This window comes from Streptomyces sp. NPDC088910, from assembly GCF_044749865.1.
Lineage (GTDB): Bacteria > Actinomycetota > Actinomycetes > Streptomycetales > Streptomycetaceae > Actinacidiphila.
In genome coordinates, this window is sequence record NZ_JBIVIV010000004.1 from 148055 (window position 1) to 168855 (window position 20801).

Below are 20801 nucleotides of genomic sequence, written 5' to 3' on the forward strand. Positions count from 1 at the left end.
TCCCGCCGTTCCCTGATCCTCCGAGGCCGATTCGATGATCGAGATACCGGACCTGGCCGTCGCCGGCCTGGCCGCCGGGACCGTGTCCGCCTTAGTGCTCGGCGGCGGCCTGCTGCGCTCCTTACGGCACAGGACCCGGCAGCGCGCGGAGATCGCCGGGCTGCGGTCCCGGCTCGACGAGGCGCGGCAGGAGACCGAACGGGTCACCACGGCCGTCGCCGCCGAGATCGCCCACCTGGCCGCCGCGCGCATCCCCGCCGAGGCCACCCGCGCCGCCCACCCGCACGTCCGGGTGCCGGGACCGCTGCACCCCGGAACCCTCGGCGGCCGGGCCACGGCGGACGCCGAGTCCCCGGACGGCCGACCGCCGCACCCCGACCCCCCGCACCCCGGACCCCCGGCCGCTGAACGCCCGGCCCCCGGACCCCCGCCCGCCGACATCGAAGCCGCCCTGGGGGACGTCCTCACCGCCGTCCTCGCCGCGACCGCCCGGGAGCGCAAGCGGGTCGACGCAGCCGCCCGTGCGGGCATGCGCGGCGCCACCCGCGACATCCAGGCCGGGCTCTACCGCCTCCAGGACGTCCTGCGCGGACTCCAACAGCGTTACGACGAACCCGAGTTGGCCCAGACGCTGTTCGCCCTCGACCACGAGAACGAGCAGTCGCTGCGCCGCGCCCAGGTGACGGCCGTGGTGTGCGGGGCTTGGGTCGGCCTGGCCCGTGAGGAGTCGCACCTGGTCGAGGCGGTGACCGGCGGCCAGTCCCGGCTCGTCGGCTACCACCGCGTCCGGGTCAACAACCACCTCGAACCCGGTACGGCGCTGGTCTCGCACGCCGTCGAGCCCGTCGCCATCATCGTGGCCGAGCTCTTGGACAACGCGCTGCGGCACTCCGCGCCCGACACCGCCGTGGTGGTCAACCTCGAAGCCGTCCACCACGGTGTCTCCGTCACCGTGGACGACGCCGGCGTCGGCATGGCCGCCGACGAGCGGGCGTACGCGCAGAAGATGGTCGCGGGCACCGACCCGATCCTGCTCTCCGACCTCGGCGACCCGCCGCGCATGGGCCTGGCCGCGATCGGCCAGCTCACCCGGCGCTTCGACCTGTCCGTCGACCTCTCCTCGCCGTCGCCCTACGGCGGCGTCCGGGCCGTCCTGCTGGTCAGGAAGCACCTGCTCAGCCATATCGACCCGGTCGAGCAGCCGCCCGCCGCCAGCACGCCGCGCTCCACCCGCCCGGCCGTCGCGGACGACGGCGCGCCCGACCCGGCCCACGCCCGCGCCGGGTCCCCGGCGGACACCGAGCCCGCAGCCGTATCCGCCTCCGCGGCCGTACGCGAGACGGCGGCCGGGCACCAGCGGGCGGCCGAGACGGACGCCGGACCCGGAACGGCACCCGAACGCGAAACCGGACCCGAACCGGACGCCGGACCCGAAACGGGACCCGGACGTAAAACCGGACCCGGGGCCGACAGCGGTACGGGCGCCGACGACACCGCCGCGGAGGTGCTGCCGCAACGGCGACGCAAGGCCCGCGCCGCCCACGGGAGGGCGGCGGAGAACGGGACCGCCGCCGCGCCCGCGGCACCCGCCCGCACACCGGAGGAGGCCGCCGCGGCCCTCGGCGCCCTCCAGGCCGGAACCGCCGCGGCCAGAAACGCCGTCGACACCGAAGGGAACGACCCGCGATGACCAGCCGCGACACCGGCGACACCGCGTGGGTGCTGGATCCGATCCTGGAGATCCCGCATGTCACCGCAGCCGTCCTGCTCACCAGGGACGGTCTCGTCTCCGGGTACTCGGAGGCGCTGTCCCAGGCCACCGCCGAGCGCACCGCAGCGATCACCAGCACCGTCCAGGGCGCCTGCCGTACGGCCGCCGCCGCCTTCGCGGACCGGACAGACGCGCGAATCCGGCAGGTGGTGATCGAGTCCGACCACGGCTACATCCTGGTCGCGCCCACCGAACACGGCACGTGCGTGGCCGCGTTCGGCGGTCCCGAGGTCCGCCTCGACCTGCTCGCCCACCGGGTCCACTCGCAGGTGGCCAGGCTCGGCGAGAAGGCCATGACCGCCGCGCCCCGCGCGGGCGATGGCGGCACCGCGGAATGACCGGCCGCCGGACCGGCCGCCCGCTGGTCCCCGCCTATCTGTCCACCGGCGGGGTGGCGCGGCCGAGCCGGGACAGCCTGGAGCGGCTGTCGGTGCTGACCAGCACCGACGCCGACGGCGCGATTCCCGCCGAACTCCCCGCCGCCCAGCACGCGTTGCTGGAGCTGCTGGACGGCGGATCCCTCACCGTGGTGGAGACGGCGGCCCTGCTGGGGCTGCCCGTCTCCGCCGTCCGGGTACTCGCCGCGGAGCTGACCGACCGGGGGCTGGTCAGCGTCCGTCCGCCCGTACCCGTAGCCGACCTACCGGAACCCGACCTGCTGAAGAGAGTGGCCGATGGCCTCCGCGCCCTCAAGCACTGACCCCCACCGAGGCGACGTACATCTGCCGGACAGCGCCCGCGAGTTGGTGAAGATCCTGGTGGCGGGTCCGTTCGGGGTGGGCAAGACCACGCTGATCGACTCGGTCTCCGAGATCCGCCCGCTGCACACCGAGGAACACCTCAGCGAGGCGTCCGCCGCCGTCGACGACCTCGACGGCGTCCGTGACAAGACCACCACCACCGTCGCCATCGACTTCGGCCGGATCAGCATGGCGGGCGGCGTCGTCCTGTACCTGTTCGGCACCCCGGGGCAGGAACGGTTCCGCTCGCTGTGGGCCGACATCGCGTACGGGGCGCTGGGCGCGCTGGTGCTGGTCGACACCCGCAGGATCAACGACTCCTTCGACGTCCTCGGCCTGGTGGAGGAGACCGGCCTGCCGTACGCCGTCGCGCTCAACACCTTCCCCGACGCGCGGACGTACACCGAGGCCCAGTTGCGGCAGGCGCTCGACCTGGAGCCCGGCACGCCGATGGTGGCGTGCGACGCGCGCGACACCAACTCCTCCATCGACGCGCTGCTCGCGCTGGTGCAGCACCTGATCGACCGCAAGGACGCCGACCCAACGCCCGGAGCCCTCTGATGAATCACCCTCCCGCAGCGCCCTCTCCCGCGCCCGCCGCGCCGTCTTCCTCCCCATCGTCCTCCTCCGCGCCCGCCACCCCCGCCGACACCTTCGCCCGGTCGGCGCCGGTCCGGCTCTGGGAGGACGGCTTCGCTGCCGACCCGCACCGCTACTACGCGGCGCTCAAGGCGCAGGGCCCGCTCGGCTGGGCCGAACTCGCGCCGGGCGTACCGGCGTACGTCGTCACCGACCGGCGCGCCGCGCTCGACCTGCTGCGTGACGCGGAGACCTGGTCGCACGACCCGCGCCCGTGGGAGTCCACGGTCGCCGAGGACGCGCCGATCCTCGGCATGATGCGCTGGCGGCCCAACACCCTTTTCTCCGACGGCGACGCGCACGTCCGCTACCGCCGCGCCTTCGCCGACGCGGTCGACCTGGTGGAACCCGCCGATCTGCGCGAGCGGGTGCACCGCGCGGTGGACATCCTGATCGGCCGCTTCGGACCCGTCGGCCACGCCGACCTCGTCGCCGACTTCGCCCGCCCGCTGATGTCGCTGATCTTCAACAACCTCTTCGGGCTGCCGGACAGCGAGAGCGGCCGACTGGAGGTCGCGCTCGGCAAGATGATGGAGGGCGGCGTCCAAGCGGCCGAGGGCGAGGCCGAGTTCGGGGCGTACGTGCTCGGACTGATCGCCGTTAAGAGCGAGACCCGCGGCCCCGACCTGACGAGCTGGCTGCTGGACCACCCGGAGGACCTGACGGCCGAAGAGGTGACCTGGCAGGTCTTCCTCACCCTCGGCGCGGGCCACGAGCCGACCGCGAATCTGGTCTCCAACGCGCTGTCGCGCATCCTCGGCAACCCCGACTTCTACACCACGCTGACCAGCGGCTCCCGCCCGGTCATGGACGCCGTCGTCGAGGTCCTGCGGTACGAGACGCCGCTGTCCAACTACGGCATCCACTTCGCGCGCGAGCCGCTGAGCTTCCACGGCGTGTGGGTGCGGGCGGCCGTGCCCGTCGTCATCTCCTACGGCGCGCTGGGCCACTTCGCCGAGCAGGAGTCGGGCGGCGCCCACCACCCGGGCGACGCCTCCCACCTGTCCTGGTCGGCGGGCGAGCACTCCTGCCCGGTCAAGCAGCACACCCTGCTCATCGCCACCGAGGCCATCGAACGCCTCACCCAGTGGCTGCCCGACCTGGAACCGACCACCGACCGCGACCGCCTCACCTGGCGGCCGGGCCCGTTCCACCGCTCGCTGACGGCGCTGCCCGTCCGCTTCACCCCGCGCACCCCCGACCAGACCGGAGACCGCGCATGACCGCGCCCGCCGCCCGTGTGGCCATCGACCCGTTCGGCACCGACATCCCCCTGGAGAGCGCCGAGTTACGGGCGCTGGGCCCGGTGGTGCCGGTCGAACTGCCGGGCGGCATCCCGGCCTGGGCGCCCACCGGCTACGACACGCTCAAGTCGCTGATCCTCGACCCGCGGGTCAGCCGCGACCCGCGGCAGCACTGGGCGCTGTGGTCCGAGGTCGGCGACCACCCCGCCTGGGGCTGGGTCCTCGGCTGGGTCGGCGTGGTCAACATGCTCTCCACGTACGGCTCCGACCACGCCCGGCTGCGCAAGCTCGTCGCGCCCAGCTTCACCGCCCGGCGCACCGAGGCGATGCGGGTCCGCGTCGAGACGATCACTCAGGAGCTGCTGAGCGTACCGGAGTTGGCGGCGGCCGACGGCCGGCCGGTCGACCTGCGCGCCGCGTACGCGCACCCGCTGCCGATGCGGATGATCTGCGAACTCTTCGGCGTCCCGGACCACTTGACGGAGGCGACGGGCACGCTGATCGCCGCCATCATGGACACCTCCGACCCGACCCCGGAGCACGGACGGTTCGTCCAGGAGCAGATCGGTGTCGTGCTGCCCGCGCTGATCGGCCACAGGACCGAGCACCCCGGCGACGACATGACCACCGAGCTGATCCGGATGCGCGCCGAGGACGGCGACCGGCTCAGCGACGAGGAGTTGCTCTACACCCTGCTGCTGGTGATCGGCGCCGGGTTCGAGACCACGGTCAACCTCATCGGCAACGCGGTGGTCGCGCTGCTCACACACCCCGGCCAACTCTCCGCCGTACGGGCGGGGGAGATCGGCTGGGACGCGGTCATCGACGAGGTGCTGCGCGTCCACCCCTCGATCGCGGCGCTGCCGCTGCGCTTCGCGGTCAGCGACATCACGGTGGACGGGGTCACCATCCCGGCGGGCGACGCCATCGTCACCACGTACGCCGCCGCCGGCCACGACCCGGCGCACTACGGGCCCACGGCCGCCGAGTTCGACGCGACGCGGGCCGCCGACGACCATCTCGCCTTCGGCATCGGCGTGCACCGCTGCATCGGCGCCCCGCTGGCCCGGATGGAGGCGCGCACCGCCCTCCCGGCCCTCTTCGAGCGCTTCCCCGACCTCCGACTCGCCGTCCCGCAGGACGAGTTGAAGCAGGTGCCGTCCTTCATCGCCTACGGCTGGCAGCGAATCCCGGTCCATCTGCACGGCTGACGCCGCTTGCCGTACGGCCGCACGCGAAGGCCCCCAGCACGTAAGGGCAGCACGTCAAGGCCGCACGTGAGGAGGATCAGCGCGCGCCCTTGGCGGCGAGCGTGTCCAGCAGCCGGGTCAGCGAGCCGCCGAGCCCCCAGCGCTCCGCGAGCGACTCCAGCACCTCGGGGTCGGCGGCCTCGCCCGGCAGCGTCGGATCGAAGTCCGGCAGCGGTACGTCGGCGGCGACGGCCACGACCTTGGGCGCCACGTCGAGATAGGCGGCGGCCTCCACGATGTTGCGCCGCCTGGCCGGGGTCAGCTTGGACATCGGGTCGGTCGCGGCGGCCCGCACACCGGCCAGGTCCCCGTACTCGGTGACGAGTTGGGCCGCCGTCTTCTCGCCGATGCCCTTCACGCCGGGCAGCCCGTCGCTCGGGTCGCCGCGCAGCGCCGCGAAGTCCGCGTACTGCCCGGCCCGCACCCCGTACCGGTCCTGGATGGCCGCCTCGTCGATGACGTCGCAGTCGCCGACGCCCTTGCGGGGGTAGAGCACGCGCACGCCCCGCGCGTCGTCCACGAGCTGGAACAGGTCGCGGTCCCCGGTGACGATCGCCACCGGCGTGCGGGAGGCGGTGGCGAGGGTGCCGATGACGTCGTCCGCCTCGTAACCGGCGACGCCGACCCGGGTGACGCCGATCGCGTCGAGCACCGCCTCGATCACCGGCACCTGCGGGGACAGCGTGTCGGGCACCTCCTCGACGCCCTCGGTGTCCTCGACCACGCGGTGCGCTTTGTACGACGGGATCAGGTCCACCCGCCACTGCGGGCGCCAGTCCGCGTCCATGCAGGCGACCAGCGCGGTGGGGGAGTGGTCGGCGACCAGCCTGGCGATGAAGTCCAGCAGCCCGCGCACCGCGTTCACCGGTGTGCCGTCCGGTGCCTTCACCGATTCGGGCACCCCGAAATAGGCGCGGAAGTACAGGCTCGCGGTGTCGAGCAGGAGCAGTTTGCCGCCGGGCGTGTCGTCAGTCACGGCGCCAGCATCGCACGGGGGTCGGACAGTCCGTCGTACGGTGGGCGGGTGAATCAGGGCCGTTACGCCGTACGCCGGGTGGTCTCGCTGGTGCCGTCGCTGACCGAGGCGGTCGCCGCCACCGCGCCGGAACTGCTGGTCGGCGCGACCGACTGGTGCACCCATCCGGCGGACCTCGACGTGGTGCGGATCGGCGGCACCAAGAACCCCGACGTGCCCGCCGTCGTCGCCCTCGCCCCCGACCTCGTGGTCGCCAACGAGGAGGAGAACCGCGCCCCCGACCTGGCCGCGCTGCGGGCCGCGGGAGTGCGCGTCCTGGTCACCGACGTACGGACGCTGCCCCAGGCGTTCGGCGAGCTGCACCGGATGCTGGTCGACGGCTGCGGGGTGCCGCGCCCGCGGTGGCTGGACGAGGCGGAGGCGGCCTGGCGGGGGATTCCGGCGGCGCCCGCGGTCACGGCGACGGCGGTCGTGCCGATCTGGCGGCGGCCGTGGATGGTGCTCGGCCGCGACACCTTCGCCGGTGACCTGCTGGCCCGGCTCGGCGTGCGCAACGCCTACGCCGGACACGCCGAGCGCTACCCGGCGGTCCCGGTCGAGGAGCTGCGGGCCGTGGGCGCCGACCTCGTCGTCCTCCCCGACGAGCCGTACCGCTTCACCGCCGACGACGGCCCCGAGTCCTTCCCCGGCCTGCCCGCCGCCCTGGTCAGCGGTCGCCATCTCACCTGGTACGGGCCCTCGTTGGTGCGAGCGCCCGCCGTCGTGGGGGCCGCGCTGAGGGCGGCGCGCACGTACTGAGACCGGTCAAACCGGTCACCCCGTGGGCGCCGCCAGCAACCGGCCGCTCACCGTCCCCCGCAGCGTGCCCGCGCCCGCCGCCAGCCAGGCCACGACCAGCGCCGCGTACAGCCCGACCGCCAGCCAGCCCAGCGCGTGCAGACCGGTGTGCCGGGCCAGGCTCGCCGCGCCGGTCACGCAGGTGCCGACCGGGAAGGTGAAGGCCCACCAGGTCATCGCGAACGGCATCCCGCGCCGGGCCGCCCGTACCACCAGGGCCGCCGCCACCGCGAGCCACAGCAGCGCGAAGCCCATCACCGGGACGCCGTACAGCACCGCGAAGCCGCGCAGCGCCGTCGCGTACGGGGCGGGGACGGCGCCGGAGGCCACGTCGGCGCCCTGGCCGACCGCCGTCGTGGACTGCCCGAGCGGACCGAGCACCAGGAAGAGCGTCGGGGTCAGGGCGAGCGGCAGCGGCCCGCGGCGCACCAGGCGCGACCACACCAGCGGCAGCATCGTCAGCGTCGCCAGCAGGCTCAGCCCGAACATCGCGTAACAGCCCAGCAGCAGCGCCTCCCTGGCCTGCACGGCGTCGGCGGGCAGACGCGGGATCAGCGCGGGCCCGGTGGCCGCCGCGACCATCGGCGCCACCACCGGCAGCAGCCACACGGGCGACGCGTCGTCGAGGCCGATGCGGTGTCTGGCCACCATCAGATACGGCACGGCCGCCGCGACCACCAGCGACGACGCCGTCCCGACCGCCCACAGCGCCGCGTCGACCGTGACCGCCGTACGCTCCCCGAGCACGGGCGGCCCGAGCAGCAGCGTGCCCGCGCCGACGGCCAGCAGCGCCATCGGCAGACAGCCGTAGAACGGCGCCACGGCCGGGTCGCGCAGATGGCGCCGCGCCTGGTCGGTGTGCCAGGCCCAGTGCGCGCAGCGGGCCGCGAGGACCGCGACGAGCAGGACCGCGGACAGCGCCCACACCCCGGTGCACACGTCCCGCAGCCAGCGCTGCCCGCCCGGCAGCGCCACCCCGGCGTTCGCCACGATCGCCGTCCCCATGACGGTGGCGTACCAGTTGGGACCGACGTGCCGTACCGCGGGGACACGGGTACGGACCTGGGCGAACGGCTGCGCGGCGTGAACAGTGGCCATGCTCCGACCCTCCCCTCCCGCGGGCCGCCCCGGTAGAGCCCGCGAGGCTATGAGGGCATAACGTGGGCTTATGGCTCAGCCGTCCACCGCGCCGCCCCCACCAGGCACTCCGCTCGCCCGCCGGGTCCCCGACCTCGCCGCCATGGAGCTGCTGCTGGCCGTCGCGCGGCTCGGCAGCCTCGGGCGGGCCGCGCGGGAGCTGGGCATCAGCCAGCCCGCGGCCAGCGGGCGGCTGCGCGGCCTGGAGCGGCAGCTCGGCGTGGCGCTGGTCCGCCGCTCGCCCGGCGGCTCGCGCCTCACCGACGAGGGGGCGCTGGTCAGCGAGTGGGCGCGCAAGGTGCTGGAGGCCGCCGAGGCGTTCGACGCGGGCGCGCGGGCGCTGCGCGGCAGGCGCGACTCCCGGCTCCGGGTCGCGGCCAGCATGACCGTCGCCGAATACCTGCTGCCCGGCTGGCTGATCGCCCTGCACGGCAGCCACCCGGACACGGCCGTCTCGCTCGCCGCGGGCAACTCCGCGGCCGTCGCCCGGCAGGTGCTCGCGGGCACCGCCGACCTCGGCTTCGTCGAGGGCGTGGACGTCCCCGCGGGTCTGGACGCCGTCGTGATCGCGCACGACCTGCTGCTGGTCGTGGTCGCGCCCGCCCACCCCTGGGCCCGCCGCCGCAAGGCGCTGACCGCGGCCGAACTCGCCGCGACCCCGCTCGTCCTGCGCGAGGAGGGCTCCGGCACCCGGCAAGTGCTCGACGCGGGCCTGGCGGGACACGGCGGCCCGGCCGTACCGCTGCTCGAACTCGCCTCGACCACCGCCGTGAAGGCCGCCACCGTCAGCGGCGCGGGGCCCGCGGTGCTCAGCGAACTCGCCGTCGTGGAGGAGCTGGCCGCCCGCCGCCTCGTCCGCGTCCCCGTCGCCGGTCTTGACCTCGGCCGGTCGCTGCGCGCGGTGTGGACGGCGGGCCACCGCCCGGCGGGCCCGGCGCGCGACCTGCTGACGCTGACCCGAGGCAAGAGCGGCAAGAGCGGCAAGCGGTAGGAGCGCCGAGGGGCGAGAGGGACGGGCAGCACGGGGACGGGCGGCCGGGCGGCCGGGCGGCCGGAAATCGCGGTGACAGAACGGGTGTAACCGGGCTGTGACCGACGCCCTTACGGGATTCTCATGCAGGGGCCATAGGGTGACGGCCGTGACGACGACGACCCCGCCCGGCTGGTATCCAGAACCCGGGCACACAGGCAACGGCCCGGCCATGGAACGCTGGTGGGACGGGAGTACGTGGACGGAGTACACCAGGACCGCGCCCGTCCCGGTGGACGCGGTCCAGCAGCCCTACGCGGGCTACCCCGGCACGCCGGGCTATCCGGGCGACGTCGTGGCCGGCGGCCCCGGCGGCGGCGGTCGCCGTACCGGTGCGGTGGTCATCGCGATCGTGGCCGCGCTCGTCCTGATCGGTGGCGTGGTCGCCGGAATCCTGGTCCTGGGCAAGGACGACAAGAGCGACAAGAACGCCTCGCCGACGCCCAGCGCCTCGGCGCCGCACCGAGGCGAGTCCCGGACACCGCGGTCGCCGGGCGGCGGGTCGCCCGACCCCGACTCCCCGGACGGCTCGCAGGGTCCCGACGGCGGCAGCGACGGCAAGGCCGTGGACGGCTACGACGGCATCAGGCTCCCCGTGCTCAACGGCTGGACCGGCACCTCGGGCGCCAACGGCATCGGCGCCAGCGTGGTCACCGGCGGCTACCCGTGCCCCGGCGACGCCACCAAGGACTGCGTGCGCGGCGGCGTCTTCGCCCAGCCCGCCGAGGCGCTCAAGCTCACCGCGACCGGAGCGGAGGCCGCCGCCAAGGCGGACATCGCGCAGAACGCGGCCGACGCGTACAGCACCGACATCTACGGCGCCACGACCTCGCACCAGCAGATCGCGTCGCAGCCGGTCACGGTCGCCGGGCAGAAGGGGTACTTCGTCCGCTGGAAGATCGTCACGAAGTCCGGCACCAGCGGGTACGTGGAGTCCCTCGCCTTCCCCTCGCCCCGCGACCCGAAGAACATCGCGGTCGTCCGCTTCGGCTTCGACATCGGCTCCAAAGCCCCGAGCCTGGCCGTCATGGACCAGATCACCCAGGGCATCAAGGCCGACAGCAGCGGCGGCACCGGCGGCACGGGCGGCACCGGCGTCTGACCCGCGTCCCGCGCGAGGCCGTACGCGACAGGGGGCGGCGCCCGGACCCCGGGTGCCGCCCCCTGCCGCCTTCAGCGGCTACAAGAACGTCTTGCCCTCACCGCGGTACGTCGGCACCGTCGCCGTCACCCGGTCGCCCTCGACCAGGTGCAACTCGGCGAAGCGCTCGCACAGTTCACCGGCCTTCGCGTGCCGGAACCAGACCTTGTCGCCGATCAGCAGGTCGTCCGCGGGCGACCCCAGCAGCGGGGTCTGCACCTCGCCGGGACCCTCCTGCGGGTCGTAGCGCAGCCCCTCCGGCAGATACGGCACCGGCAGCCGGTCGGGCCCGGCCGCGCCGGAGGCCGGGTAGCCGCCGCCGAGCACGGTCACCACGCCGACACCGGGCCTGCGCACCACCGGCTGCGCGAAGAGCGCGGCCGGACGGCCCCGGAAGGACGTGTAGTTGTCGAACAGCCGCGGCACATAGAGCCCGGAACCCGCCGCGATCTCGGTCACCGCGTCCTCGGCCGCGGTGGTCTGCACGCTGCCGGTGCCGCCGCCGTTGACGAATTCCAGCTCCGGCGCGACCGCCCGCACCGCGCGGACCGCCTCCGCGCGCCGCGCCGCCAGCTCCTTGCGGGCCGCCGACTGCATCAGCCGTATGGCCCGCGACCGCAACGGACGGCCCGCGACCGCGTCGCCGACCCCCGCGACATGCCCCTCGTACGCCATGATCCCGGCCAGCCGGAAGCCGGGCCGCGCGGTGACGGTACGGGCCAGCGCCGCCATCCGCTCCGGGTCGTGCAGCGGCGAGCGCAGCGCGCCGATCCGCAGCCGACCGCCCAACTTCCGCAGGCTGGTGTCCATTTCGAGACAGACCCGGACGGTCTCGTCGCCGCCGCCGCGGGCCGCGTCGATCAGGTCGAGGTGCGAGACGTCGTCCACCATCACCGTGACGGCGGCGGCCAGCTTGGGATCGGCGGCCAACTCCGCGAAGCCGTCCCGGTCCGCCGACGGATACGCCAGCAGGATGTCGGTGAAGCCCGCGCGCGCCAGCCACAGCGACTCGGCCAGGGTGAACGACATGATGCCCGCGAAGCCGTCGCGGGCCAGCGCCCGCTCCAGCAACGCCCTGCACCGCACCGACTTGGACGCCACCCGGATCGGTTTGCCGCCCGCGCGGCGCACCAGGTCGTCGGCGTTGGCGTCGAACGCCTCCAGGTCGACGATCGCCACGGGGGCGTCGAGATGGGCGGTGGCCCGGTCGTACCGGGTGCGGTCGGCAGCGCGTTCTGACATGTCATGAAGCTTGCCAGACAGGGGCTACCGGGCGGTAGGGGCGTACGGGGCACGTCCGCCGCCGTGTCACGCGGACGGCTGCCGGACGGCCTGCTGGACCACGACGTCCGGTCGAACCCGTAGAGTGACGCGCAAGCCGTGAGGACATGTCACGAGGGGGCGCCGGTGAGCACTGGAGTGGACAACGGAGGAGGCTCCACGTCCCCGTCGTTCCCCCCGCTCCAACCTCGCCGGGAACAGAGCCCGCAGACTCCGCCGACGGTCCCCCCGCACCCCGAGGGACCTCCGCCGCCCGCGGCCGGACCGCCCCCGGCCGTCCCCCCGCCTCCGGCGCGGCCCCCCGCACCGCCGTACACCCCACCGCCCGCCGCCGCGCCGCGGTTCACGGCGTACGGTCCCGGCGGACACGCGCCCGCCGGATACGACCATGGGCCCGCGCAGGCCGTCGCCCCCGCCGCCCGCGGGGCTTCGGCCCGGATCTGGGCGGCGCTCTGCCTGGTGCTCGGGCTCGGGCTGATCGGCGGGGCGGTCGCCGGGAGCGCGATCAACCACAAGCCGCGGGCGGAGCCGCCGTTGGTGGACGGGAGCGTCAAAGCGTTCGCCGCCGTACGGGAGGTGTGGCGCAGCACGCCGGTCGACGAGCTGTTCCCGCGCACGGTGTCCGCCAACGGCGCGGGTCCCGGCGGGGCCGACCGCGCGTGGACCAGGATCGGCGTCGCCGCGCCCGGCGGCTGCGCCGCCGCCTTCGACCCGCTGCTCCAGCAGGTACTCGCCCCGGTCGGCTGCGCGCGCCTGCTGCGCGCGACCTACGTGGACAGCACGTCGACCTCGGTCACCACGGTGGGCCTGCTGGTCACCACCGCCGAGTCGGCCACCATGCGCGGGTTCAGCGGACGCTGGGCCTCGCAGCACCTCGGCGACCGCGCGGACCTGATCCCGCGTCCGGTGGCCTTCCCCGGCACGGCCGCCGACTCCTTCGGCGTGAAGCAGCGCGGCAGCTGGGACGTGCAGGTCTCCGCCGACCTGCCCTTCGTCGTGTACGCGGTCACCGGCTTCGCCGACGGGCGCACCCTCACCCCGCAGTCCGCCGACAAGGCCACCAAGTCCGGCGCCACCAGCGTGGCCGCCCAGGCCGGCCTCGGCTACGACGCGACCGGCCTGGCCTCGGCCGTCGACGACCGCCTGCACAGCGCGGTGACCGCGTTGCTCAGGCCGTCCAGCGGCCCCGGCGGTCCCGGCGCCACCGGCACGGAGAAGTCCCGATGAGCCGCCCCTCCCGCCCCCCGGCCCGCCGCCTGCTCGGCGCCCTGACCTCGCTCGCCGCGGGCGCCGCGGCCCTCGCCCTGGCCGCCCAGCCCGCCGCCGCCGACGCCGTGCGCAACGCCGACTGGGCGCTGAGCGCCCTGCACGCCGAGAGCGCGTGGCGTACGAGCCAGGGCGCGGGCGTCACGGTCGCGGTGCTCGACACCGGGGTGGACGCGACGCACCCCGACCTGACCGGGCAGGTGCTGACGGGCAAGGACATGGTCGGCTTCGGCGCCGGGCGCGGCGACCGCTCCTGGGCCCGGCACGGCACGGGGATGGCCGCGATCATCGCGGGGCACGGCCACGGTCCCGGCCACGACTCGGGCGTCATGGGCATCGCGCCCAAGGCGAAGATCCTGCCGGTGCGGGTGATCCTGGAGGACAAGGACCCGCAGCGGTCCAAGGCGCGTACGAGCAAGGGCAACGCGCTGCCCGACGGCATCCGGTGGGCGGTCGACCACGGCGCCGACGTCATCAATCTCTCGCTCGGCGACGACAGCGCCACCGCCGCGCCCGTCGCCGCCGAGGACGAGGCGATCCGGTACGCGCTCGGCAAGGGCGTCGTGGTCGTCGCGTCCGCGGGCAACGGCGGCGAGGAGGCCGACCGTTCCTCCTACCCGGCCGCGTACCCCGGAGTGATCGCGGTCGCGGCCGTCGACAGGAACGGGCAGCACGCCGCCTTCTCCACCCGCCGCTGGTACGCGTCCGTCTCCGCGCCCGGCGTCGACGTCGTGATCGCCGACCCGGACCGCACCTATTACGAGGGCTGGGGCACCAGCGCCGCCTCCGCGTACGTCTCCGGCGCCGCCGCCCTCATCAGGTCCGCCGACCCGAGGCTGAGCCCGGCCCAGGTCAAGCGGGTGCTGGAGGACACGACGCGGGACCGGCCCAAGGACGGGCGCAGCGACGAGATGGGCACCGGTCTGATCGACCCGGCCGCCGCGCTGAAGGCCGCCGCGAAGCTGAGGCCCGCGCCCCCCGTACCGGCCGCAGTCGGCTATCCGCGGACGTACTTCAGCCCCGGCCCCGCGCCGCCGGTCCGCGCGCCCGAGCCCGCCCGCTTCCTCGGCGACGGTGTCGCGACCGTCTTCGCCGTGGCCGGAGCCGCCCTGGTCGTGGTCGCCGCGCTGCTGTGGTTCCGCCCCCGCCGCGCGGGACGGCCCGCCCACGGTCTGTCGGCGGACGGCGGATAGGGTTCCGGGGTGGCGCTGAAGAACATCCCCGACCCCGGTTTCTCCGACGACGACGGCTCGGCCGACGCGGCACTGGCCGACGCGTTGACCGGCTACGCGCGGGACCCCGGGACGGAGGCGGCCGTGGTCGCCGCGCTGCACGGGGCCCGGCTGCTGGTGCCGGTGGTCGCGGTGCTCGGCGAGGCCGAGACCGGCGAGGACGGGCTGCGCCGCGAGAAGAGCAGCGACATGGCGGTGCCGACGATCCAGGCGCCGGACGGGCGGCGGGCGCTGCCCGCCTTCACCTCCGTGGCGGCGCTGGCCCGCTGGCGGCCGGAGGCGCGGCCGGTCGCCGTACCGCTGGCGCAGGCCCTCCAGGCGCTCGCGCACGAGGGGGCCGACACGCTGCTGATCGACCTCGCGGGGCCGGTCACGTACGAACTGACCGGACCCGCCCTGCGCGCCGCCGCCCTCGGGCCCGGCCGCGCGGACCCGACCGCCGACCCCGCCGTACGGGAGGCGCTGCGGGCCGCGGTGGCCGCCGAGCCCGGTGTCGTAAGGGCGCACCTGACGCCGGGGACCGACGGCGACGGCACGCTCGGCCTGGTGCTGGCGCCGGACGCCGACGTCCAGGAGACCGGGCGCAGGATCGCCGCCGCGCTGGCCGCCGACGAGGTGCTGCGGGCTGGCCTGGTGCGCGGCCTCGACCTGGCGCTGCTGCCGCCGGGCGCCGTACTGCCGGGCGAGCCGCTGTTCGCGCGCTGAGACCCATGAGCTGAGCCTCGGCGCTGAGACCCATGAGCTGAGACCCATGAGCTGAGACCCGCGCGCTGAACCTCGTGCGTCGAGCCGAAAGCCTACGGGTGGTCGGCGCCGCTCCAGAACGCCGTCCGGACCGGTTCATTTGCCCTAAATGACCCGAGATGTGGATTTCATCAGCAAGGCCGAGAATGGCGTGAGCAGGCTGTGCTCGTCACAAGGAGGTCCGATGGACAAGCGAACAGTGACCTGTGAATTCCTCGGCACGCTCCTGCTGGTCTTCTTCGCCGTGGGGGCCGCCGTGCTGTCCGGCGAGTACATCGGCACCCTCGGTATCGCGCTGGCCTTCGGCTTCGTCCTGCTCGCGCTGGCCTACACCTTCGGCCCCATATCCGGCTGCCACGTCAACCCGGCCGTCACGCTGGGCATGCTGGTCGCCCGGCGGATCACGGTGCGCACCGCCGTCGAGTACTGGATCGCGCAGTTCCTCGGCGCCATCGCGGGCGCCGCGCTGCTCCTGCTGGTCGCCAAGCAGGTGCCGGGTCTCAAGACGCACGGCGCCTTCGGCACCAACGGCTACGGCTACCGGTCCGCGGTCGGCATCAACACCGCGGGTGCCTTCATCGCCGAGGTGGTGCTGACCTTCCTGCTGGTCTTCGTGGTGCTCGCGGTGACCCACCGGGTCGCGGTGGTCGGCTTCGACGGTCTGCCCATCGGTATGGCGCTCGCCGTCATCCACCTGGTCGGCATCCCGCTGACCGGCACGTCGGTGAACCCGGCGCGGAGCCTGGGCCCCGCGCTCTTCGCGGGCAGCCCGGCGCTCTCGCAGCTCTGGCTGTTCATCGTGGCCCCGCTGATCGGCGGCGCCCTCGCCGCCCTGGTCCACCAGGTCACCCACCCGGCGCTGGTCGCCGCCAAGGCCGCGCGGGCCGCCGCCGTCGACGAGGCGCTGGCCGACAAGGGGGACGGCGCGACCGAGGCGTCATGAGGTCCCGCGGGCCGCGCCGCCCGGCACCGGCCGCGCCGGTCCCGGACCCCCTCGGCGGCAGAGGTCAGACGTAGACGGGCCCGGTGTACTTCTCGCCGGGCCCCTGACCCGGCTCGTCCGGCACCAGCGACGCCTCGCGGAAGGCGAGCTGGAGCGACTTGAGCCCGTCGCGCAGCGGGGCCGCGTGGAAGGAGCTGATCTCGGTGGCGCTCGCCGTCACCAGACCGGCCAGCGCCTGGATGAGCTTGCGGGCCTCGTCCAGGTCCTTGTGCTGCGGGCCCTCCTCGGCCAGCCCCAGATTCACCGCGGCGGCGCTCATCAGGTGCACCGCGACCGTGGTGATCACCTCGACGGCGGGCACATCCGCGATGTCGCGGGTGAGGCTGTCGAAGTCCGGGGTCTGTTGTTCGTCGCTCATGCCGCACACGATATGCCCCGTCCGGCGGATTACGGGCTTCGGTCAGCCTTTGGTATGGTGGGAGAACGACCGGCCGGGCACCCGTGTGTCCCGGCCATCAAGTGGAGGCTCCGATCTCCCACCTGGTTGGCCTTTCGGCCGACGGGTCCCCGGTCAGACGGTTTCCGGTCAGCATGACACCACCGGGCACCGTCCGATGCGCCCCGCGGAATAACGCGGCGGTGCTCCCCGGTTGTGAGGAGCCCCGCCTGTGTACCGTACGGGGCGTTTTTTGCGCCTTGGGTACGGGGTCGGAAGAACCAGACAGACTCATGCGCGGCTGTCGGCCAGTCAGCCGCGTGGTGCAACCGAGGAGGCCCCATCAGCGCCGAGCCCCGCATCAACGACCGGATTCGCGTTCCCGAGGTTCGACTTGTCGGTCCCAGCGGCGAGCAGGTCGGCATCGTGCCGCTTGCGAAGGCCCTGGAGCTTGCGCAGGAGTACGACCTCGACCTGGTCGAGGTCGCGGCGACCGCCCGTCCGCCCGTGTGCAAGCTCATGGACTACGGGAAGTTCAAGTACGAGTCGGCCATGAAGGCCCGTGAGGCGCGCAAGAACCAGGCGCACACGGTCATCAAGGAGATGAAGCTCCGGCCGAAGATCGACCCGCACGACTACGACACCAAAAAGGGTCACGTCGTCCGGTTCCTCAAGCAGGGTGACAAGGTCAAGATCACGATCATGTTCCGTGGTCGCGAGCAGTCCCGGCCGGAGCTGGGTTACCGGCTGCTGCAGCGGCTCGCGGAGGACGTCCAGGACCTCGGCTTCATCGAGTCGAACCCGAAGCAGGACGGCCGGAACATGATCATGGTCCTCGGTCCGCACAAGAAGAAGACCGAGGCAATGGCCGAGGCCCGCGAGGCGCAGGCCGCCCGCAAGGCCAGCCGCCTGGGTGAGGCCCCGGCCGACGACGACGACGTCTCCCACGACGAGGCCGTGTCCCACGACGACGTCGAGGTGCCGGACGAGGCCCAGGCCGACGCCTGAGACGAGACGAACACCCCGGAGCCTCCGGCTCCGGGCCGTAATGCAGGACTGACGCTCTCCGTGCGCCCACCGGCGGACGGGAGGGCCAGCGACGAGGAGACTACGGCGCCATGCCGAAGAACAAGACGCACAGCGGTGCGAGCAAGCGCTTCAAGATCACCGGCTCCGGCAAGGTGCTGCGCGAGCGCGCCGGCAAGCGCCACCTGCTTGAGCACAAGCCGTCCAGCAAGACGCGCGCCCTCACCGGCACCGTCGAGGTCGCCAAGTCGGACGCCAAGAAGATCAAGAAGCTTCTCGGCAAGTGACGGCGGTGCCCCGACGGGGGCACGCCGTTCCGATCCGGGACCTCATTCGCTTTCGGACCGTGTGAGCATCACCGCGGTCCCCTAGAAGGAGTTATCAAGTGGCACGCGTCAAGCGGGCAGTCAACGCCCAGAAGAAGCGCCGGGCAATCCTCGAGCAGGCCAGCGGTTACCGCGGTCAGCGTTCGCGCCTGTACCGCAAGGCCAAGGAGCAGGTCACCCACTCCCTGGTCTACAACTACAACGACCGCAAGAAGCGCAAGGGCGACTTCCGTCAGCTCTGGATCCAGCGGATCAACGCCGCTGCCCGCGCCAACGGCATCACCTACAACCGCTTCATCCAGGGCCTGAAGGCCGCCAACGTCGAGGTGGACCGCAAGATCCTCGCCGAGCTGGCCGTCAACGACGCGAACGCCTTCGCGGCGCTGGTCGAGGTCGCCCAGAAGGCGCTGCCTTCCGACGTGAACGCGCCCAAGGCGGCCTGACGCCGACACGCGCCCTGTTCACGGTACGGTTCCGGGCCCGCGGGTGGTTGTCCCCTGCGGGCCTGTGCCATGCCCGCTTCCCCCGGATCCGGAAGGCGAGTCACCCATGCCAGCCCCCGAGCTGACCTCGTTGCGTTCGACGCGCGTCACCGCCGCGCACCGGCTGGCCAAGCGCAGCTTCCGCGGCAAGGAGCGCCGCTTCCTCGCCGAGGGACCGCAGGCCGTACGGGAGGCCATCGCGCACCCCGGCACCGAGGGCGGCAGGACCCTGGTCGAGCTGTACGCCACACCGGAGGCCGCCGAGCGGCACGCCGACATCGTGGCCGCCGCCCGTACCGTCGGCGCGCCCGTACTGACCGCGACCCCCGAGGTGATGGCGGAGATCTCCGACACCGTCACCCCGCAGGGCCTGGTCGGGGTGTGCCGCTTCCTCGACTCGCCGTTCGAGGAGATCCTGCGCGCCGGGCCCCGGCTGGTCGCCGTGCTCGCCAACGTCCGCGACCCCGGCAACGCCGGTACGGTGCTGCGCTGCGCCGACGCCGCGGGCGCCGACGCGGTGGTGCTCACCGACGCGTCCGTGGACCCGTACAACCCCAAGGCCGTACGCGCCTCCGCGGGCAGCCTGTTCCACCTGCCGGTCGCCGTCGGCGTGCCCGTCGACACCGCCGTGGCAGGACTGCGGGCCGCCGGGGTACGGGTGGTGGCCGCCGACGGCGCGGGCGGGCGGGACCTGGACGCCGAGCTGGACGAGGACACCATGAACGGCCCCACCGCCTGGATCTTCGGCAACGAGGCGTGGGGCCTGCCCGAGGAGACCCGCGCGCTGGCCGACGAGGTCGTCCGCGTCCCGATCCACGGCCGCGCCGAAAGCCTCAACCTCGCGACGGCCGCCGCCGTCTGCCTCTACGCCTCCGCGCGGGCGCAGCGCGCGCCCGGAGGGTGCCGCAGCGTCACATCCACCTAGTAGGGTGGCGGCCCGGGGGCCCTGAAAGGGGAGTGGCGGGGATGGATGTGACGGTGCCAGAGGACGAGGCGCGCAGCGCCGTCCTGGGCCGGACCGCGCGCTCTGCGGGACCGCGGACACCGGGGCCCGCGGGCCCCGAAGCGGAATCGCGGGACACCGCGCCGCGCGCCGCCCGCCCGCTCGGCGCGGAACCGTTCGGCGTCGACTCCCTGGGCCTGGACCCGGACGACCTCCCCGACGGCCTGGTGGTCGCCGACGAGCGCGGCCGGGTGATCGCCTTCAACGCCGCCGCCGCCCGGATCACCGCCCTGCACCCGCGTGACGTGCTCGGCAGGTCCGTGGAGCGCGCGCTGCCGCTGGAAGACCTCGAAGGCCGCCGGTGGTGGGCGCTCACCGACCCGTACGGCGGACTGGCCATCAGGGTCGGCCAGCCGGAACGCAATCTGCTGCTGCCCGGCGGACGCGAAGTGCTGGTCGCCGCCCGCTATGTGCGCGAATACCCCACGGGACCGGTGCGCCGTCTGGTGGTCTCGCTGCGCGGCACCGAGGCCCGCCGCCGTACCGAACGCAGCCACGCCGAGCTGATCGCCACCGTCGCGCACGAACTGCGCTCGCCGCTCACCTCGGTCAAGGGCTTCACCGCCACCCTGCTCGCCAAGTGGGAACGCTTCACCGACGATCAGAAGAAACTCATGCTGGAGACCGTCGACGCCGACGCCAACCGGGTCACCCGGCTGATCGCGGAACTCCTCGACATCTCCCGGATCGACTCCGGCCGCCTGGAAGTGCGCCGCCAGCCGGTGGACATGGCGGCGGCCGTGCAGCGGCACGTGGACGGCCATGTCGCCGCGGGCCAGCGGGCCGACCGCTTCCGGGTGCGGGTCACCCAGCCGCTGCCCGCGCTGTGGGCCGACCCCGACAAGGTCGACCAGGTCCTCGGCAATCTGCTGGAAAACGCGGTGCGGCACGGCGAGGGGACTGTCACCATCGACGTAGAGCCCTCGTTCTCCGCGCAGGAGCGGAGCTGCACCGGCACAGCGGTGACCGTGAGCGACGAGGGCCCCGGCATTCCGGAGGAGTCGATGGGCCGCGTCTTCACCCGCTTCTGGCGGGGCAGCAAGCGCGGCGGCACCGGCCTCGGGCTGTACATCGTCAAGGGCATCGTCGAGGCGCACGGCGGCACCATCTCCGTCGGCAGGGCCCCCGGCGGCGGCGCCCAGTTCCGATTTATTCTGCCCGTCGGGGCACCCGCTTTCATGGCCTGACCGGCCGCGCGGGCAGAGCGTTCGCCGGGGATGTCGTCCCGGCGGACCCCCGACGGGCGTGATCAGGCGGTCCACGCGGCGCCGGTAGAATCGGGCTTCGGTATGTGTCC

22 protein-coding genes are annotated in these 20801 nt (G+C 73.9%); 18 read left to right on the forward strand and 4 right to left on the reverse strand.

Going from position 1 to position 20801, the window contains the following annotated elements:
* The first annotated feature begins 34 nt into the window (after positions 1-34).
* From ACIP4Z_RS11720 to ACIP4Z_RS11745, 6 genes are read left to right on the forward strand one after another with little or no spacing between them, the layout of a single operon-like run.
* Positions 35-1690 (forward strand): ATP-binding protein, encoded by a 1656-nt coding sequence (locus ACIP4Z_RS11720; protein WP_401306821.1) that lies wholly within the window; start codon positions 35-37, stop codon positions 1688-1690.
* Positions 1687-2109, forward strand: coding sequence for a roadblock/LC7 domain-containing protein (locus ACIP4Z_RS11725; RefSeq protein ID WP_355332904.1), 423 nt, complete (start codon positions 1687-1689; stop codon positions 2107-2109). Before ACIP4Z_RS11720 ends, ACIP4Z_RS11725 begins: the two co-directional genes overlap by 4 nt.
* On the forward strand, positions 2106-2471 hold the full coding sequence (locus ACIP4Z_RS11730) for a DUF742 domain-containing protein (RefSeq protein ID WP_355332902.1): 366 nt from the start codon (positions 2106-2108) through the stop codon (positions 2469-2471). Before ACIP4Z_RS11725 ends, ACIP4Z_RS11730 begins: the two co-directional genes overlap by 4 nt.
* A complete protein-coding gene (locus ACIP4Z_RS11735; protein ID WP_401306826.1) occupies positions 2446-3072 on the forward strand; it encodes a GTP-binding protein in 627 nt (208 codons plus the stop codon). The genes ACIP4Z_RS11730 and ACIP4Z_RS11735 overlap by 26 nt, the downstream gene beginning before the upstream one ends.
* A complete protein-coding gene (locus ACIP4Z_RS11740) occupies positions 3072-4373 on the forward strand; it encodes a cytochrome P450 (RefSeq protein ID WP_401306829.1) in 1302 nt (433 codons plus the stop codon). Before ACIP4Z_RS11735 ends, ACIP4Z_RS11740 begins: the two co-directional genes overlap by 1 nt.
* Entirely contained in the window at positions 4370-5605 is a 1236-nt protein-coding gene (locus tag ACIP4Z_RS11745; protein WP_401306832.1) for a cytochrome P450, read from the forward strand. Before ACIP4Z_RS11740 ends, ACIP4Z_RS11745 begins: the two co-directional genes overlap by 4 nt.
* A 76-nt stretch (positions 5606-5681) precedes the next feature.
* Here the strand turns inward: ACIP4Z_RS11745 and ACIP4Z_RS11750 are convergent, their stop codons facing one another.
* On the reverse strand, positions 5682-6620 hold the full coding sequence (locus tag ACIP4Z_RS11750; protein ID WP_355332893.1) for a 5'-3' exonuclease: 939 nt from the start codon (positions 6618-6620) through the stop codon (positions 5682-5684).
* 48 nt (positions 6621-6668) lie between these two features.
* Between ACIP4Z_RS11750 and ACIP4Z_RS11755 the strand changes: the two genes are divergently transcribed.
* The gene (locus ACIP4Z_RS11755) at positions 6669-7418 is read left to right on the forward strand and encodes a helical backbone metal receptor (RefSeq protein WP_401306835.1); all 750 of its coding nucleotides are present in this window, start codon (positions 6669-6671) and stop codon (positions 7416-7418) included.
* A gap of 15 nt (positions 7419-7433) precedes the next feature.
* Here ACIP4Z_RS11755 and ACIP4Z_RS11760 read toward each other — a convergent pair whose 3' ends face one another.
* Entirely contained in the window at positions 7434-8555 is a 1122-nt protein-coding gene (locus ACIP4Z_RS11760; protein WP_391046319.1) for a TDT family transporter, read from the reverse strand.
* A gap of 70 nt (positions 8556-8625) precedes the next feature.
* Here ACIP4Z_RS11760 and ACIP4Z_RS11765 point away from each other — a divergent pair, with 70 nt between their 5' ends.
* On the forward strand, positions 8626-9585 hold the full coding sequence (locus tag ACIP4Z_RS11765) for a LysR substrate-binding domain-containing protein (protein WP_391046321.1): 960 nt from the start codon (positions 8626-8628) through the stop codon (positions 9583-9585).
* A gap of 148 nt (positions 9586-9733) precedes the next feature.
* Positions 9734-10726, forward strand: coding sequence for a DUF2510 domain-containing protein (locus ACIP4Z_RS11770; protein WP_355332884.1), 993 nt, complete (start codon positions 9734-9736; stop codon positions 10724-10726).
* A gap of 78 nt (positions 10727-10804) precedes the next feature.
* Here the strand turns inward: ACIP4Z_RS11770 and ACIP4Z_RS11775 are convergent, their stop codons facing one another.
* Positions 10805-12007, reverse strand: coding sequence for an amino acid deaminase/aldolase (locus ACIP4Z_RS11775; RefSeq protein WP_355332882.1), 1203 nt, complete (start codon positions 12005-12007; stop codon positions 10805-10807).
* Between the two features lie 165 nt (positions 12008-12172).
* Here ACIP4Z_RS11775 and ACIP4Z_RS11780 point away from each other — a divergent pair, with 165 nt between their 5' ends.
* The 4 genes from ACIP4Z_RS11780 (at position 12173) to ACIP4Z_RS11795 (ending at position 16231) form a co-directional block, all read left to right on the forward strand.
* Positions 12173-13273 carry a hypothetical protein gene (locus ACIP4Z_RS11780; protein WP_401306841.1) on the forward strand — a complete coding sequence of 367 codons (1101 nt, stop codon included), beginning with the start codon at positions 12173-12175 and terminating at the stop codon, positions 13271-13273.
* Positions 13270-14505, forward strand: a complete 1236-nt coding sequence (mycP, locus tag ACIP4Z_RS11785) for a type VII secretion-associated serine protease mycosin (RefSeq protein ID WP_355332876.1) — start codon at positions 13270-13272, stop codon at positions 14503-14505. Before ACIP4Z_RS11780 ends, mycP begins: the two co-directional genes overlap by 4 nt.
* Positions 14506-14514: 9 nt before the next feature.
* Positions 14515-15249, forward strand: coding sequence for an SseB family protein (locus ACIP4Z_RS11790; protein WP_355332873.1), 735 nt, complete (start codon positions 14515-14517; stop codon positions 15247-15249).
* Between the two features lie 223 nt (positions 15250-15472).
* The gene (locus ACIP4Z_RS11795) at positions 15473-16231 is read left to right on the forward strand and encodes an MIP family channel protein (RefSeq protein WP_355332870.1); all 759 of its coding nucleotides are present in this window, start codon (positions 15473-15475) and stop codon (positions 16229-16231) included.
* 64 nt (positions 16232-16295) lie between these two features.
* On the opposite strand, the gene ACIP4Z_RS11800 is transcribed toward ACIP4Z_RS11795, so the two are convergent.
* On the reverse strand, positions 16296-16649 hold the full coding sequence (locus ACIP4Z_RS11800) for a DUF1844 domain-containing protein (RefSeq protein WP_188281368.1): 354 nt from the start codon (positions 16647-16649) through the stop codon (positions 16296-16298).
* Positions 16650-17009: 360 nt separating this feature from the next.
* On the opposite strand from ACIP4Z_RS11800, the gene infC reads away from it, so the two are divergent.
* The 5 genes from infC (at position 17010) to ACIP4Z_RS11825 (ending at position 20691) form a co-directional block, all read left to right on the forward strand.
* Positions 17010-17675, forward strand: a complete 666-nt coding sequence (gene infC, locus ACIP4Z_RS11805) for a translation initiation factor IF-3 (protein ID WP_355333576.1) — start codon at positions 17010-17012, stop codon at positions 17673-17675.
* 110 nt (positions 17676-17785) lie between these two features.
* A complete protein-coding gene (gene rpmI, locus ACIP4Z_RS11810; protein WP_327291998.1) occupies positions 17786-17980 on the forward strand; it encodes a 50S ribosomal protein L35 in 195 nt (64 codons plus the stop codon).
* Positions 17981-18078: 98 nt separating this feature from the next.
* Positions 18079-18462 carry a 50S ribosomal protein L20 gene (rplT, locus tag ACIP4Z_RS11815; RefSeq protein ID WP_018564305.1) on the forward strand — a complete coding sequence of 128 codons (384 nt, stop codon included), beginning with the start codon at positions 18079-18081 and terminating at the stop codon, positions 18460-18462.
* Between the two features lie 106 nt (positions 18463-18568).
* Positions 18569-19426, forward strand: a complete 858-nt coding sequence (locus ACIP4Z_RS11820; RefSeq protein ID WP_401306848.1) for a TrmH family RNA methyltransferase — start codon at positions 18569-18571, stop codon at positions 19424-19426.
* 209 nt (positions 19427-19635) lie between these two features.
* The gene (locus ACIP4Z_RS11825; protein WP_355333574.1) at positions 19636-20691 is read left to right on the forward strand and encodes an ATP-binding protein; all 1056 of its coding nucleotides are present in this window, start codon (positions 19636-19638) and stop codon (positions 20689-20691) included.
* The last annotated feature ends 110 nt before the right edge of the window (positions 20692-20801 follow it).

Coding starts and splice junctions, on each gene's coding strand:
- ACIP4Z_RS11720 (WP_401306821.1), top strand. CDS start 35: ATGATCGAGATACCGGACCTGGCCGTCGCCGGCCTGGCCGCCGGGACC.
- ACIP4Z_RS11725 (WP_355332904.1), top strand. CDS start 1,687: ATGACCAGCCGCGACACCGGCGACACCGCGTGGGTGCTGGATCCGATC.
- ACIP4Z_RS11730 (WP_355332902.1), top strand. CDS start 2,106: ATGACCGGCCGCCGGACCGGCCGCCCGCTGGTCCCCGCCTATCTGTCC.
- ACIP4Z_RS11735 (WP_401306826.1), top strand. CDS start 2,446: ATGGCCTCCGCGCCCTCAAGCACTGACCCCCACCGAGGCGACGTACAT.
- ACIP4Z_RS11740 (WP_401306829.1), top strand. CDS start 3,072: ATGAATCACCCTCCCGCAGCGCCCTCTCCCGCGCCCGCCGCGCCGTCT.
- ACIP4Z_RS11745 (WP_401306832.1), top strand. CDS start 4,370: ATGACCGCGCCCGCCGCCCGTGTGGCCATCGACCCGTTCGGCACCGAC.
- ACIP4Z_RS11760 (WP_391046319.1), bottom strand. CDS start 8,555: ATGGCCACTGTTCACGCCGCGCAGCCGTTCGCCCAGGTCCGTACCCGT.
- ACIP4Z_RS11765 (WP_391046321.1), top strand. CDS start 8,626: ATGGCTCAGCCGTCCACCGCGCCGCCCCCACCAGGCACTCCGCTCGCC.
- ACIP4Z_RS11775 (WP_355332882.1), bottom strand. CDS start 12,007: ATGTCAGAACGCGCTGCCGACCGCACCCGGTACGACCGGGCCACCGCC.
- mycP (WP_355332876.1), top strand. CDS start 13,270: ATGAGCCGCCCCTCCCGCCCCCCGGCCCGCCGCCTGCTCGGCGCCCTG.
- ACIP4Z_RS11795 (WP_355332870.1), top strand. CDS start 15,473: ATGGACAAGCGAACAGTGACCTGTGAATTCCTCGGCACGCTCCTGCTG.
- ACIP4Z_RS11800 (WP_188281368.1), bottom strand. CDS start 16,649: ATGAGCGACGAACAACAGACCCCGGACTTCGACAGCCTCACCCGCGAC.
- rpmI (WP_327291998.1), top strand. CDS start 17,786: ATGCCGAAGAACAAGACGCACAGCGGTGCGAGCAAGCGCTTCAAGATC.
- ACIP4Z_RS11820 (WP_401306848.1), top strand. CDS start 18,569: ATGCCAGCCCCCGAGCTGACCTCGTTGCGTTCGACGCGCGTCACCGCC.